General features: G+C 72.5%; 12 protein-coding genes, 1 tRNA gene and 1 pseudogene. 5 read left to right on the top strand and 9 right to left on the bottom strand.

Going from position 1 to position 13,328, the window contains the following annotated elements; translation table 11 throughout:
- A pseudogene (locus NWP09_RS07815) lies at positions 1-274 on the bottom strand (hypothetical protein); the annotation flags it as partial.
- Between the two features lie 324 nt (positions 275-598).
- Here NWP09_RS07815 and acs point away from each other — a divergent pair.
- Positions 599-2,545, top strand: a complete 1,947-nt coding sequence (gene acs, locus NWP09_RS07810; RefSeq protein ID WP_258274960.1) for an acetate--CoA ligase — start codon at positions 599-601, stop codon at positions 2,543-2,545.
- Here acs and NWP09_RS07805 read toward each other — a convergent pair.
- Both NWP09_RS07805 and NWP09_RS07800 read right to left on the bottom strand, forming a co-directional pair.
- Positions 2,542-3,000: a RidA family protein gene (locus NWP09_RS07805; protein ID WP_258274959.1), complete on the bottom strand. Its 459-nt coding sequence runs from the start codon at positions 2,998-3,000 to the stop codon at positions 2,542-2,544. The two genes, acs and NWP09_RS07805, sit on opposite strands and share 4 nt — an antisense overlap.
- Positions 2,997-3,164 carry a hypothetical protein gene (locus tag NWP09_RS07800; protein WP_258274958.1) on the bottom strand — a complete coding sequence of 56 codons (168 nt, stop codon included), beginning with the start codon at positions 3,162-3,164 and terminating at the stop codon, positions 2,997-2,999. The genes NWP09_RS07805 and NWP09_RS07800 overlap by 4 nt, the downstream gene beginning before the upstream one ends.
- A gap of 49 nt (positions 3,165-3,213) precedes the next feature.
- Between NWP09_RS07800 and NWP09_RS07795 the strand changes: the two genes are divergently transcribed.
- The 3 genes from NWP09_RS07795 to NWP09_RS07785 all read left to right on the top strand — a co-directional run bounded on the left by NWP09_RS07795 (position 3,214) and on the right by NWP09_RS07785 (position 6,844).
- A complete protein-coding gene (locus NWP09_RS07795) occupies positions 3,214-5,790 on the top strand; it encodes a transglycosylase domain-containing protein (protein WP_258274957.1) in 2,577 nt (858 codons plus the stop codon).
- A gap of 52 nt (positions 5,791-5,842) precedes the next feature.
- Entirely contained in the window at positions 5,843-6,724 is an 882-nt protein-coding gene (locus tag NWP09_RS07790; protein WP_258274956.1) for a metallophosphoesterase, read from the top strand.
- Between the two features lie 46 nt (positions 6,725-6,770).
- Positions 6,771-6,844: transfer RNA gene (locus tag NWP09_RS07785), tRNA-Pro, on the top strand.
- A gap of 83 nt (positions 6,845-6,927) precedes the next feature.
- Here NWP09_RS07785 and NWP09_RS07780 read toward each other — a convergent pair.
- The 3 genes from NWP09_RS07780 to NWP09_RS07770 are packed head-to-tail and all read right to left on the bottom strand — an operon-like array spanning position 6,928 to position 9,683.
- Positions 6,928-7,521, bottom strand: a complete 594-nt coding sequence (locus NWP09_RS07780; protein WP_258274955.1) for a thymidine kinase — start codon at positions 7,519-7,521, stop codon at positions 6,928-6,930.
- Positions 7,522-7,523: 2 nt separating this feature from the next.
- Positions 7,524-8,144 (bottom strand): DNA-binding response regulator, encoded by a 621-nt coding sequence (locus NWP09_RS07775; RefSeq protein WP_258274954.1) that lies wholly within the window; start codon positions 8,142-8,144, stop codon positions 7,524-7,526.
- Between the two features lie 9 nt (positions 8,145-8,153).
- A complete protein-coding gene (locus NWP09_RS07770) occupies positions 8,154-9,683 on the bottom strand; it encodes a malate:quinone oxidoreductase (RefSeq protein ID WP_258274961.1) in 1,530 nt (509 codons plus the stop codon).
- 94 nt (positions 9,684-9,777) lie between these two features.
- Between NWP09_RS07770 and NWP09_RS07765 the strand changes: the two genes are divergently transcribed.
- Entirely contained in the window at positions 9,778-10,128 is a 351-nt protein-coding gene (locus NWP09_RS07765) for a hypothetical protein (protein ID WP_258274953.1), read from the top strand.
- Positions 10,129-10,177: 49 nt separating this feature from the next.
- On the opposite strand, the gene NWP09_RS07760 is transcribed toward NWP09_RS07765, so the two are convergent.
- The 3 genes from NWP09_RS07760 to recR form a co-directional block, all read right to left on the bottom strand.
- The gene (locus NWP09_RS07760) at positions 10,178-11,254 is read right to left on the bottom strand and encodes an aspartate-semialdehyde dehydrogenase (protein WP_258274952.1); all 1,077 of its coding nucleotides are present in this window, start codon (positions 11,252-11,254) and stop codon (positions 10,178-10,180) included.
- Positions 11,251-12,525, bottom strand: a complete 1,275-nt coding sequence (locus NWP09_RS07755) for an aspartate kinase (RefSeq protein WP_258274951.1) — start codon at positions 12,523-12,525, stop codon at positions 11,251-11,253. The genes NWP09_RS07760 and NWP09_RS07755 overlap by 4 nt, the downstream gene beginning before the upstream one ends.
- A gap of 70 nt (positions 12,526-12,595) precedes the next feature.
- Positions 12,596-13,195 carry a recombination mediator RecR gene (gene recR, locus NWP09_RS07750; RefSeq protein ID WP_258274950.1) on the bottom strand — a complete coding sequence of 200 codons (600 nt, stop codon included), beginning with the start codon at positions 13,193-13,195 and terminating at the stop codon, positions 12,596-12,598.
- Positions 13,196-13,328: the final 133 nt, after the last annotated feature.

Genomic DNA, 13,328 nt, shown 5'->3' with positions numbered 1-13,328 from the left:
CGTGCCTGCCGCCCGCCGCGACGAGCGCCACGGCGAGCGCACGGGCGCGCTCGGGCCCGAGCCGGAGCCCCGCGGGCTCGGCGCCGGACCCGCGGTCGACCCACACCTGCCCGCCGGTGACGAAGACATCCGTCACCGCAGCCTCGGCGACGAGCGGCGCGAGCTCCGCGAACTCGCGGAGCGGTCCGCCATCGGCACCCGTGCGCACGGGACCGGCGCGCACGGCGCGATCGGCGCCGGCGACGAACGGGATCCCGCGCGCTCGTGCTTCCATGCGAGCGGACGGTAGGCGACAGCGCCGCGACCTCGGCGCGCCGCCGCCCGGCCCTGTGGAGAGGGGGCGGACGCGAAGCGGCGCCCACCGGGGGACGGGGGCGCCGCCGCAGGAGGACGAATGGGGGATCCGTCGGCACCCTGCTCGCGTCGGCAGCGCCGACGGCGACCATGCTAGGCGCGCCGCGGGGCGAGCCCGGGAGCAACACGGCCACCTCGGCCCCCGGGCCGGAGCGGGCCGTCTCCCCCGGCGGCGCGCGACGAGGCCGGGAGCGCCCGCGTCGCTCGGTAGGCTCGACCGCGACGAGGAAGTCAGGAGAACGCCGTGTCCGACCACATCGACCACCTGCTCACCGAGACCCGCCGCTTCGCGCCGCCGGAGGCGCTCGCACGCGAGTCCGCGACCACCGCCGCGCTCTACGAGCGGGCGGCGGAGGACCGGCTCGGCTTCTGGGCCGAGCAGGCGCGCGAGCTGCAGTGGGCGACGCCGTTCACCGAGGTGCTCGACTGGCAGCCGCCGCACGCGCGGTGGTTCCACGACGGCACGCTCAACGTGGCCGTCAACTGCCTCGACCGGCACGTCGAGGCCGGCCACGGCGACCGGGTGGCGCTGCACTGGGAGGGCGAGCCGGGCGACCGCCGCACGATCACCTATGCGGAGATGACGACCGAGGTGAAGCGGCTCGCGAACGTGCTGACCTCGCTCGGCGTGCGCGCCGGCGACCGCGTCGCGATCTACCTCCCGATGCTGCCGGAGGCGGTCGCGGCGATGCTCGCGTGCGCGCGCATCGGCGCCGTCCACACCGCGGTCTTCGGCGGCTTCAGTCCCTCGAACCTGCGCGGCCGCATCGACGACGCGGGCGCCACGCTCGTCATCACGACCGACGGCGGGCACCGCAAGGGCAAGGTCTTCCCCCTCAAGCCCACGGTCGACGAGGCGCTCCGCGAGCCGGGCCACGGCGTCGAGAAGGTGCTCGTCGTCAAGCGCGGCGAGAACGAGATCGACTGGGTCGAGGGCCGCGACGTCTGGTACCACGAGGCGATGGCGGCGGCCTCGCCCGAGCACGAGGCCGAGGCGTTCCCGGCCGAGCACCCGCTCTTCATCCTCTACACCTCCGGCACGACCGGCCGGCCGAAGGGCATCCTGCACACGAGCGCGGGCTACCTGACCCAGACCTCGTTCACCCACCGCCACGTGTTCGACCTCAGGCCCGAGACCGACGTCTACTGGTGCACCGCCGACATCGGCTGGGTCACCGGGCACAGCTACATCGTCTACGGGCCGATGGCGAACGGCACGACGCAGGTCATGCACGAGGGCACGTTCGACACCCCGACGCCCGAGCGCCCGTGGCAGATCATCGAGCGCTACGGGGTGACGATCTTCTACACCGCGCCCACGGCCATCCGCACCTTCATGAAGCTCGGCCGCCAGCACACGCAGTCGAGCGACCTGTCGAGCCTGCGCGTGCTCGGCACGGTCGGGGAGCCCATCAACCCCGAGGCCTGGATGTGGTACCGCGACGTGATCGGCGGCGGCACGACCCCGGTCGTCGACACGTGGTGGCAGACCGAGACGGGGGCGATCATGATCTCGGCGCTCGCCTCCGTCACGACGCTCAAGCCCGGCAGCGCCCAGGTCCCGATCCCGGGCATCGACGTCGACGTGCTCGACGAGTCGGGCGCGCCGGTCGCCGACGGCGACGGCGGGCTGCTCGTCGTGACGAGCCCGTGGCCGTCGATGCTGCGCACGATCCACGGGGACGACGAGCGCTACCGCGAGACGTACTGGGAGAAGTTCGGCGACAAGTACTTCGCCGGCGACGGGGCCCGCAAGGACGAGGACGGCGAGATCTGGCTGCTCGGCCGCGTCGACGACGTCATGAACGTCTCCGGCCACCGGCTCTCGACCGCCGAGATCGAGTCGTCGCTCGTCGCGCACGCGGGCGTCGCCGAGGCGGCGGTCGTGGGGGCGACGGATGCGACGACGGGCCAGGCGGTCGTCGCGTTCGTGATCCTGAAGGAGTCGGCGTCGCGCGACCACTCGATCGAGGAGGCCGAGGAGATCCTCCGCCGGCACGTCGCGACCGACATCGGCGCGATCGCACGCCCGCGGCAGGTGTTCATCGTGCCCGACCTGCCGAAGACCCGCTCGGGCAAGATCATGCGGCGGCTGCTGCGCGACCTCGCCGAGGGGCGCGACCTCGGCGACACGACGACGCTCGCCGACCAGGGCGTCGTCGACGCGATCCGCGAGCAGTTCCGCGGCTAGGCGAAGGCCGCGATCAGCTCGATCTCGACGGGCGCGCCCAGCGGCAGCTCGGCGACGCCGACCGCGCTCCGCGCGTGCTTGCCCGCGTCGCCGAAGATCTCGCCGAGCAGGTTGCTCGCGCCGTTGACGACGCCGGGCTGGCCGTGGAAGCCCTCGGCCGAGGCGACGAATCCGACGACCTTGACGATGCGCGTCACGCGGTCGAGGGAGCCGATCTCGGCGTCGATCGCGGCGAGCGCGTTGAGCGCGCACTGCTGGGCGTCGAGCATCGCCTCGTCGGCAGACACCTCGGCCCCGACCTTGCCGGTGCGCGGCATCGCGCCGTCGACCATCGGCAGCTGCCCGGACGTGTAGACGAAGCCGTTCGCCGAGACGGCGGGCACGTACGAGGCGACCGGGGGCACGACCGGGGGCAGCGCGAAGCCGAGCTCCTCGAGGCGCTGCGCGATGCTCATGCGCCCGCCCCGACGGGGCGCTTCAGGAACGCGACGAGGCCGCCCTCGGGGCCGTTCGCGACGTGCACGAGCTCCCAGCCGTCGGCGCCCCACGTGTTGAGGATCGCCGTCTCGCGGTGGATGAGCAGCGGCGTGGTCGCGTACTCCCAGGTCGTCGTCGCCATCGTGTGGTGCCCCCAGGTCTCATAGGTCGGTGCCGTACCCTCGTATGCTATGGCCGCTCCACGTCACAAGCCAGGAAGCCTGCTCGGCTCCCTCCTCGGGCTCATCGGGTTCAGCGCGATCGCCGGCATCCTCGTCTCGGCGACGCTGACGCCCGCCCTCGCGGTCGCCTCGAGCACGGCGAACAGCGGCCTCGACGTCTTCGAGAGCCTGCCCTCGTACGCGGAGATCACCCAGCAGGCCGAGCGCAACCGCATCTACGGGCTGCGCGACGGGCAGCCCGTCGAGATCGCGCAGTTCTACAGCCAGGACCGCCAGGTGCTGCAGTGGCAGCAGGTGCCGCGCACCGCGGTCGACGCGCTCGTGGCCGGCGAGGACCGCCGCTACTACTCGCACGGCGGGGTCGACGCCCCCTCGGTCGTCCGCGCGGGTCTCTCGCAGCTCGGCTTCGGCGGCGAGTCGGGCGCCTCGACGCTCACGATGCAGCTCGTGCGCCAGCAGATCGCGATCGACGCGTGCCTCTCGGAGGACGAGGCTGCGCAAGCGGTCTGCGACGCGCAGTACACCGAGTCGTACCAGCGCAAGCTCGCCGAGATGCGGCTCGCGATCGGGCTCGAGCAGCGCTACACGAAGAACGAGATCCTGCTCGCCTACCTCAACATCGCGAACTTCGGCGGCAACGTCTACGGCATCGAGTCGGGCGCGCAGCGCATCTTCGGCAAGCCCGCCGCCGAGCTCTCGGTCGCCGAGTCGGCCGCGCTCGTGGCGACGGTGCAGAACCCCTCGACCCGCAACCTGTTCAACGCCGACAACTGGCCGCGCAACCAGGAGCGGCGCGACCTCATCATCCGCAACATGGCGAGCGAGGGCTTCATCACCGCGGAGGAGCGCGACGCCGCCCTCGCGATCCCGGTCGACGAGAGCTTCGTCAACATCCAGCCGCCGAACAACGGCTGCATCGCCGGTCACGACTCGGCCCGCTTCTTCTGCGACTACGTCCAGCGCGTGCTCGCGCTCGACCAGGTCGACGGCCACCACATCCTCGGCGCGACGCCGCAGGACAACTCCCGGGCGCTCGCGCAGGGCGGCTACCAGATCTACACCTCGCTCGATGTGGACCTGAACGACACCGTGCAGGCGGTCGTCGACGAGCAGGTGCCGAACGACGAGACCCGCTGGCAGTCCGGCGCCGCCGTGACGCAGCTCGAGGTCGGCACCGGCCGGATCCTCGCGATGGTGCAGAACAAGGACTACGACCCGCGCACCGACCACGCCCCGACGGGGACGGCGGTCAACTTCAACGCCGACTTCGCGCACGGCCAGTCGGGCGGCTTCCAGCCGGGCTCGGGCTTCAAGATCTTCACGCTCGCGCAGTGGATCATCGACGGCCACTCGGTCAACGAGCAGCTCGACGCGACCCGGTCGGAGTGGCCGCAGGGCGCCTTCCGCGCGGAGTGCACGGGCCTCGTCTCCGAGGCCTGGGACCCTCAGAACAACGAGGGCAAAGAGTACGAGCGCATGACGCCGGTCGAGATCATGGTGAACTCGGTCAACACCGGCGTGGTCCGCATGGCGAGCGAGCTCGACCTGTGCGACATCCACGAGACGGCCGCGCGCATGGGCACCACCCCGGCGGACGGCGGCGACTGGCAGATCTTCGCGCCGTCGGTCATCGGCTCCGGCTCGAACGTCACCCCGATGGGCATGGCGTCCGCGTTCGCGACGATCGCGAACGGCGGCATCTACTGCAAGCCGATCGCGATCGACCGGATCGTCGCCCGCGACGGCACGGAGGTGCAGCCGCCCGGGCAGGAGTGCCAGGAGGCGATCACGCCCCAGGTCGCGTCCGTCATGCAGTCGGTGCTCACGACCGTGACCGAGCGCAACCCGATCAACAACCCGCCGGGGACGACGCCCGTCATCTCGAAGACCGGCACCACGAACGGCGTCGTGCAGACGTGGGTGAACGGCGCGAGCCCGAGCGTGGCGACCTCGGTGTGGGTCGGCAACATCGTCGGCAACTACTCGCTCGAGCAGCGATGGAACGTGCGCTCGACCATCTTCCGGGCCGCGATGGCCGAGGGCATCGCGCGCTACCCCGACGGAGAGTTCCTGACCCCCGACGCCGACACCCTGCGGGGCAACGCGAGCGAGCTGCCGAACGTGACCGGCGAACCCGTGGACAGCGCACGGGCCGCCCTCGAGGGCGCCGGCTTCACCGTGCAGGTCGCAGATCCCGTCGACGGCACGCAGCCGAGCGGCACGGTCGAGTACACCGCGCCCGGTGCTGGCTCGCTCGTCACGACCTCGACGCCGATCGTCATCTACCCGTCGAACGGCGCGCTCGTGCCCGGCGCGAGCGCACCGCCGCAGGAGTCGGCCTCCCCCGACCCCTCGGCGCAGACCTGGCCCGACATCGTCGCGCAGTCGCTCTCCGACGCGAAGGCGGCCCTCGCGGAGGCCGGCTTCGACCCGGCGCTCGTGCAGGTGACGTGGCAGGATCACGGCGAGGGCAACCTCTGCCGCGTGCTCGCTCAGAACCCGCTCGCCGGAAGCCCCGGCGCGCCGGGCGACCCGATCTCGGTCGTCGTCGGCACGAACGCGTTGGGGGGCGACCCTGGCTGCTAGCGGTCGCGCCGTCGGCGCCGTCGTCGGCGGCGTCCTCGCCGCCGGCGCCGCGGTGGCGACGTACGCGACCGCGATCGAGCCGCGCGCCTTCCGCATCCGCCACGAGACCCTGCGGGTGCTGCCCCCGGGTGCGCGCCCGCTGACACTGCTGCACCTCGCCGACATCCACCTCGCCCCGTGGCAGGAGGCGAAGCTCGACTGGCTCGAGGGCCTCGCCTGGGTCGAGCCCGACCTCATCGTCAACACGGGCGACAGCCTCGGGCACCGCGACGCGCTGCCCGTGCTCGCGGATGCGCTGCGCGGCTTCCGGGGCGTGCCCGGCTTCTACGTCCACGGCTCCAACGACGTCTACGGGCCGGTGCTGAAGAACCCGCTCGGCTACTTCGGCGGCCCGTCGAAGCTCGCGAGCGCCGGGGACCACGACCGGCTCGACACCGCGGGGCTCGAGCGCGCGTTCGACGAGCTCGGCTGGCTCGACGTCAACAACGGCGCCCGGGCGATCGAGGTGCGCGGCACGACGATCGCGGCGTTCGGCGTCTCCGACCCGCACCGCGCCTGGGATCGGCTCGACGAGACGGAGGCGGCGCTGTCGCGGATGCGCAAGGCGCTCGGCGACGCCCCGCGCGTCACGCTCGGCATCACGCACGCGCCGTACCGGCGCATCCTCGACGCGTTCGTCGACCTCGGGGCGGATGCGATCCTCGCCGGTCACACGCACGGCGGCCAGGTTCGGGTGCCGGGCGGCCCCGCGATCGTCACCAACTGCGACATCCCCCGCCGGCAGGCGTCGGGGCTCAGCTCCTGGGCGCACGAGGGCCGCTCGGTGCCGCTCAACGTGTCGCAGGGCATCGGGTCGTCGATCTTCGCGCCGTTCCGGCTCGGCACGCCGCCCGAGGCGGTCGTCGTGTCGCTCGAGCCCCGCGACGTCGGGTAGACTGGTGCGGTTGCACGGCCGGGCTTAGGCTCGAGCGGAGCAGCACCGGGGTGTGGCGCAGCTTGGTAGCGCGCGTCGTTCGGGACGACGAGGTCGCAGGTTCAAATCCTGTCACCCCGACAGACGACGAGAGGGCTCCTGCCGAAGGCGGGGGCCCTCTCGTCGTCTCTCGGGGCTGTCCTGGCAGGGCCACGACCGGGCCCTCAGCCCAGCCGCCCGCCCGACTCCTCGAGGTAGCAGGTCGCGCACAGCGACTCGTACGTGACCGCCTCGCCGTCGATGGCCACCTGGTCCCCGTCGAAGACGAACCGCTCCCCCACCTTGCGGCCGTTGAAGAGCGCCTTGCGGCCGCACCGGCAGATGGTCTTGAGCTCCTCGAGCGAGTGCGCGAGCTCGAGCAGCCGCGCGGATCCGGGGAACGCATGCGTGAGGAAGTCGGTGCGGATGCCGTACGCGAGCACCGGCACCCCCCGCTCGACCGCGATGCGCAGCAGCTCGTCGACCTGCTCGCGGCGGAGGAACTGCGCCTCGTCGACCAGCAGGCACGCGACCGACGTCGGCTCCCGCTCGGCAGCCGCGTCGAACGCATCCATCACCGACTCGTCGACGGCGACGAGGAAGTCGACCTCGCGCGTGACGCCGAGCCGCGAGACGATCTCGCGAGCGCCCTTCGTGTCGGTCGCCGGCTTCGCGAGGAGCACGCGCTGGCCGCGCTCCTCGTAGTTGAACGCGGCTTGGAGGAGGCCGGTGGACTTGCCGGAGTTCATCGCCCCGTAGCGGAAGTAGAGCTTCGCCACCGCTAGAGGATGCCGTCCTCTTCGGCGCGCATGATGAGCTCGGCGCGCTTGCCCGCGGGGCGGTCGACCGCCGCGTACTTCGCACGCACCCGCCGCAGGAAGGTCTTCGCCGTCTCGTAGCCGACGCCCATCTCGCGGGCCACCTGCACGGTCGAGCTGCCCTGCACGTACAGCGCGAGCGCGCGCCGCTCGCCGCCCGACAGCCGCGGGCGCCGCTCGCTCGCGGTGAGCTGGTGCGTGCGAGCGCGGCTCGGCACGCGGGCCCACGCCGCCGTCGCCGTGACCTCCCTGGCGGAGGCCCCCGCGTCGAGCACGACGGCGCCGGATGCCTCGAGCGACTCGCGGAGCGGCGCGTCGACGTCGGCGCGCACCACGACCGCGGCGCCGGCGACGATGGCCGTGCGCGCGTGGGCGAGCAGCGGCGGCCCGGCCTCCTCGACGAGCACGACGACATCGCCCGGGAAGTGGCGCTCGCGCACGAGGTCGGCGAAGCGGGCGGCCGTCGCCCCGAGCGTGAGCGAGGGCTCAGCGGCGAGCACTGCGCGCAGCTCTTCGGCGGTCGCCGCTGGCGCGACCACGCTGACCGTGCGCCCCTTCTGTGCGGGCGCTGCGCTCGTCGTCATGGTGCGCCGTCAGGCTGTTGCGCGGGTCGCACCCGCTGCGTGGAGCTCACCGACGGGCGGCTCGACGAGCCGCAGGACGCGAGCCGTGCGCGCGATGCTCTCGCGCGCCGCCGCGGGATCCGCGTTGAGCTTCGTGCCGAAGCTCGGGATCAGCTCGGTGATCGTCGAGCGCCACTCGGGCATGCGCTCCGGGAAGCAGCGCTCGAAGATCGTCAGCATGATGTGCACGGCGGTGGATGCGCCGGGCGAGGCGCCGAGGAGGCCCGCGATGGTGCCGTCGGCCCCGGTGACGACCTCGGTGCCGAACTGCAGCACGCCGCCCTTCTCGGGGTCCTTCTTCATCACCTGGACGCGCTGCCCCGCGGTGATGAGGCGCCAGTCCTCGTCCTTCGCGTTGGGCATGAACTCGCGGAGCGCCTCGAGCCGCTGCTCGCGGCTCGCGAACACCTCGCCCATGAGGTAGCCGACGAGGTCGAGGTTCGCGAGGCCCGCGCGGATCATCGGGTAGAGGTTGTGGCCCTTGATCGTCTCGAACATGTCGAGGTAGGTGCCCGACTTCAGGTACTTGGGGCTGAAGCCCGCGTAGGGGCCGAACAGCACGCTCGCCTCGCCGTCGACGACGCGCGTGTCGAGGTGCGGCACCGACATGGGCGGCGCGCCGACGCTCGCCTTGCCGTACACCTTCGCGTTGTGCCGGGCGACGAGCTCGGGGTTGTCGGTGCGCAGGAACGCGCCCGTGATCGGGAAGCCCGCGAAGCCCTTCGCCTCGGGGATCCCGGACTTCTGCAGCAGCTTGAGCGCGCCGCCGCCACCGCCGACGAACACGAAGCGCGCGGTGACCTCGGTGCGGTTCTGGCCGACCTCGTGGCGCAGCTTGAGGCGCCAGAGCCCGTCGGACTGCCGCTTGAGGCCGATGACCGACGTGTTGGTGTGCACGCCCGCGCCGTCGCGCACGAGGCTGCCCAGCAGCATCCGCGTCAGGGCGCCGAAGTCGACGTCCGTGCCGTCGGTCGAGCGGGTCGCCGCGATGCGCTGCGACTTCTTGCGGCCGGGGATGAGCGTGGGCGCCCAGCCGCGGATGACCTCCGGGTCCTCGGAGTACTCCATGCCGGCGAACAGCGGCTCGTCCTTCAGCAGCTCCCAGCGCCGGCGCAGGTAGTCGACGTTCTCCTCGCCCCACACGAACGTCATGTGCGGCGTCGGCGAGATGAAGCCCTTGGGGTCGGGCAGCGTGCCGTCCTCGACGAACGAGGCCCACAGCTGCCGCGAGAGCTGGAACTGCTCGTTGATGTCGATCGCCTTCGCGGGCGACAGCGAGCCGTCGGGGCCCTCGGGCATGTAGTTGAGCTCGCACAGCGCGGCGTGCCCGGTGCCCGCGTTGTTCCAGGGGTCGGAGGACTCCTGACCGACCCTCGGCAGCCGCTCGAACACCTCGATGCTCCACGTGGGCTCGAGGCGGTGGAGGAGCGCACCGAGCGTGGCGCTCATGATGCCTCCGCCGATCAGGGCGACGTCGATGGTCTTGCTCACAGCACCGATTCTAGGACGTGCGCCCACGACGCGAGACGACCGCCGTGCCGAGGCTCAGCCTCGCGGCCTAGCATGAGCGCGTCAACGGCGAGAGGAGCCATCCATGGGGATCCTGGACGACGCGAAGGGCCGACTCGGCGGAGCCGCCGAGTGGGTCAAGGACAAGGCTGAGCACCTCGGCGAGCACACGCAGAGCGCCGGGCACACGATCGGCGAGAAGGCTGCGGAGGCCCGCAGCTGGGTCGGCGGCATCGCGGGTGGCCGCGCGGCGGGCGGTGGGGCTCCATCGCCCGAGCACCGTACGGCCGCAGGCGCAGCCGGCCACGACGACGTCGAGCGCACGGGCGGCGGCGGGGACCTCGCCGCCGAGTGGGTCGACGTCACGACCGATCCCGCGGCGGGCGGCGCGCACGCCGACGACACTCCGCCGGACGGTCCGCAGAACCCGCTCTGAACGACGCGGTGGGGGCCGAGCCGCGCGGCTCGGCCCCCACCGCGGCTGCTCAGCCCAGGCGCTCGGCGACGAGGCCCGCGAGCTGCACGGCGTTGAGCGCCGCTCCCTTGCGGAGGTTGTCGTTCGAGACGAACAGCACGAGGCCCTTGCCCGGCTCGGCCGACTGGTCGGCGCGGATGCGTCCCACGAGCGAGGCGTCGGCGCCGGCGGCCTCGAGCGGGGTCGGGATGTCGACGAGCTCGACGCCCGGCGCCTGCTCGAGCAGCGCGGTCGCCTGCTCCGGGGAGAGGTCCCGCTCGAACTCCGCGTGGATCGCGAGCGAGTGGCCCGTGAAGACGGGCACGCGCACGCACGTGCCCGCGACGCGCAGCTCGGGCCGCTCGAGGATCTTCCGCGACTCGTTGCGGAGCTTCTGCTCCTCGTCGGTCTCCTCGGAGCCGTCGTCGACGAGGCTGCCCGCGAACGGCAGCACGTTGTGCGCGATGGGCTCCCGGTACACGCCCGGCTCGCCGAGGTCGACGGCGCCGCCGTCGTGGGTGAGCCGCTCGGGGTGCTGGGTCGCGGCGCGCTCGAGCTGACCGCGGAGCTCCTCGACGCCGGCGAGCCCGGAGCCCGACACCGCCTGGTAGGTCGCGACGACGAGCCGCACGAGGCCGGCCTCGAGGTCGAGCGGCTTGAGCACCGGCATCGCCGCCATCGTCGTGCAGTTGGGGTTCGCGATGATGCCCTTGACCGCACCGGCGATCGCGTGGGGGTTCACCTCGGAGACGACGAGCGGCACCTCGGGGTCCATGCGCCATGCCGACGAGTTGTCGACGACGACGACGCCGGCCTCGGCGAACTTCGGCGCGAGGCGGCGCGACGTGCTGCCGCCCGCGGAGAAGATCGCGACGTCGAGCCCGGTCGGGTCGGCCGCGTCGGCGTCCTCGACCACGATCTCGCGACCGCCGAACCGGATGGTGCGGCCCGCCGAGCGCGACGAGGCGAAGAGGCGGAGCTCCTCGATCGTCAGCCGCCCCTGCTCGAGCAGCCGCAGCACGACGCCGCCGACCTGGCCGGTCGCGCCGACGACACCGAGGCGCAGCGGGCGCGCGGCCCCGGGCTCCTCGCTCAGCCGCCGGATCATCGGCCGGTCCCCGCGTGCACGACGGCCTCCTGGTCGCCGTCGAGGCCGAACGCCGAATGCACGACCCGCACCGCGTCGACCACCTGGTCCGCGCGCGTGACGACCGAGATGCGGATCTCGGACGTCGAGATCATCTCGATGTTGATGCCCGCCTCCGACAGCGCTCGGAACAGCCGCGCCGAGACGCCCGTGTTGGTGCGCATCCCCGCACCGACGAGCGCGAGCTTGCCGATCTGGTCGTCGTGCTGGATCGACTCGAAGCCGACCTCGTCGCGGTGCGCCTCGAGCGCCTGGATCGCGGGCCCGGCCTCGGCCTTGGGCAGGGTGAACGAGATGTCGGTGCGACCGGTCGCGACCTCGGACACGTTCTGCACGATCATGTCGACGTTCGCGCCGGTCTCGGCGACGATCGTGAAGATGCGCGCCGCGGTGCCGGGCACGTCGGGCACGCCGACGACGGTCACCTTCGCCTCGGACAGGTCGTGGGCGACGCCGACGATCATCGGCTCTTCCATGGTGGACCCCGCTCTCTCTGGGTCGTAGACGATGGTGCCCTCGTCGTTCGTGAACGACGAGCGCACATGGAGGGTGACGCCGTGCCGGCGCGCGTACTCGACGCTGCGGATGTGCAGCACCTTCGCGCCTGCGGCCGCGAGCTCGAGCATCTCCTCGCTCGTCACGCGGGGGATGCGCCGGGCCCGGGGCACGACGCGGGGGTCGGCCGTGAAGACGCCGTCGACGTCGGTGTAGATCTCGCACACGTCGGCGTCGAGCGCGGCGGCGAGCGCGACGGCCGAGGTGTCGGAGCCGCCGCGGCCGAGCGTCGTGATGTCGCCGGTGACCTTGTTGAAGCCCGCGAAGCCCTGCACGATCGCGATCTGGCCCCTATCGAGCGCGGCGCGGACCCGGTCGGGGGTGACCGAGACGATGCGGGCGGAGCCGTGCCGGTCATCGGTGAGCATGCCCGCCTGGCTGCCGGTGAACGAGACCGCCTCGGCGCCGAGGGACTTGATCGCCATCGCGAGCAGCGCCATCGAGATGCGCTCGCCCGCCGTGAGGAGCATGTCGAGCTCGCGGCCGCCGGCCGGGAGGTTCGGCACGACGTCCTTCGCGAGGTCGAGGAGCTCGTCGGTCGTGTCGCCCATCGCCGAGACGACGACGACGATGTCGTGGCCGCGCTTGCGCGACTCCACGATCCGCTTGGCGACGCGCTTGATCCCCTCGGCGTCGCCCACGCTGGACCCGCCGAACTTCTGCACGATGAGGCTCACGCCGCTCCCTATCACTCCCCGACTGACCAAGTCTAGGCGGTGGCGGATGCGCCGCCTGCCCCGGCGGCGGTCAGGACTCGACGACGCGGCGGCCCTCGAAGGCGCGGCCGAGCGTCATCTCGTCGGCGAACTCGAGGTCGCCGCCGACCGGCAGCCCGCTCGCGAGCCGCGACACCCGCACGCCGAGCGGGAGGAGCGTGCGGATGAGGTAGGTCGCGGTCGCCTCGCCCTCGACGTTCGGGTCGGTGGCGATGATGACCTCCTGCACCGCGGCATCCTGCAGCCGCGTGAGCAGCGACGCGATCCGCAGCTGGTCGGGGCCGACGCCCTGCATGGGGTTCAGGGCGCCGCCGAGCACGTGGTAGAGCCCTCGGTACTCGCGCGTGCGCTCGATCGCGACGACGTCCTTCGGCTCCTCGACGACGCAGATCGTCGTCGGCACGCGGCGCGGGTCGCGGCAGATCGCGCACCGCTCCTCCTCGCCGATGTTGCCGCACACGACGCAGAAGCGGACGCGCTCGCGCACGGTCTGCAGGATCGTCGCGAGCCGGTCGACGTCGAAGGACTCGGTCTGGATGATGTGGAACGCGATCCGCTGCGCGGACTTCGGGCCCACGCCGGGGAGCCGTCCCAGCTCGTCGATGAGGTCCTGGACGATGCCGTCGTACACGCTCTACTCCCCTCGCACCCGGGGGCGCTCCTCGATGAGCTCGGCGCCGAGCTCCTCCCGCACGACCGCCTCGCCGTAGCGCGCCGCCTGCGATGCGCTCAGCGCCGGCTCCGGGGCGGGCGCCGAGCGCGCG

It is taken from the genome of Agrococcus sp. HG114 (assembly GCF_024723325.1).
Classification (GTDB): Bacteria; Actinomycetota; Actinomycetes; order Actinomycetales; family Microbacteriaceae; genus Agrococcus.
This window is presented reverse-complemented; position numbering and strand designations above follow the sequence as displayed.

What these genes read in the sequence shown, in the direction of transcription:
- NWP09_RS07800 (WP_258274958.1), bottom strand. Translation starts at nt 3,164, where the DNA reads ATGGCGACGACGACCTGGGAGTACGCGACCACGCCGCTGCTCATCCAC.
- NWP09_RS07795 (WP_258274957.1), top strand. Translation starts at nt 3,214, where the DNA reads ATGGCCGCTCCACGTCACAAGCCAGGAAGCCTGCTCGGCTCCCTCCTC.
- NWP09_RS07760 (WP_258274952.1), bottom strand. Translation starts at nt 11,254, where the DNA reads ATGATCCGGCGGCTGAGCGAGGAGCCCGGGGCCGCGCGCCCGCTGCGC.
- NWP09_RS07805 (WP_258274959.1), bottom strand. Translation starts at nt 3,000, where the DNA reads ATGAGCATCGCGCAGCGCCTCGAGGAGCTCGGCTTCGCGCTGCCCCCG.
- NWP09_RS07775 (WP_258274954.1), bottom strand. Translation starts at nt 8,144, where the DNA reads ATGACGACGAGCGCAGCGCCCGCACAGAAGGGGCGCACGGTCAGCGTG.
- NWP09_RS07765 (WP_258274953.1), top strand. Translation starts at nt 9,778, where the DNA reads ATGGGGATCCTGGACGACGCGAAGGGCCGACTCGGCGGAGCCGCCGAG.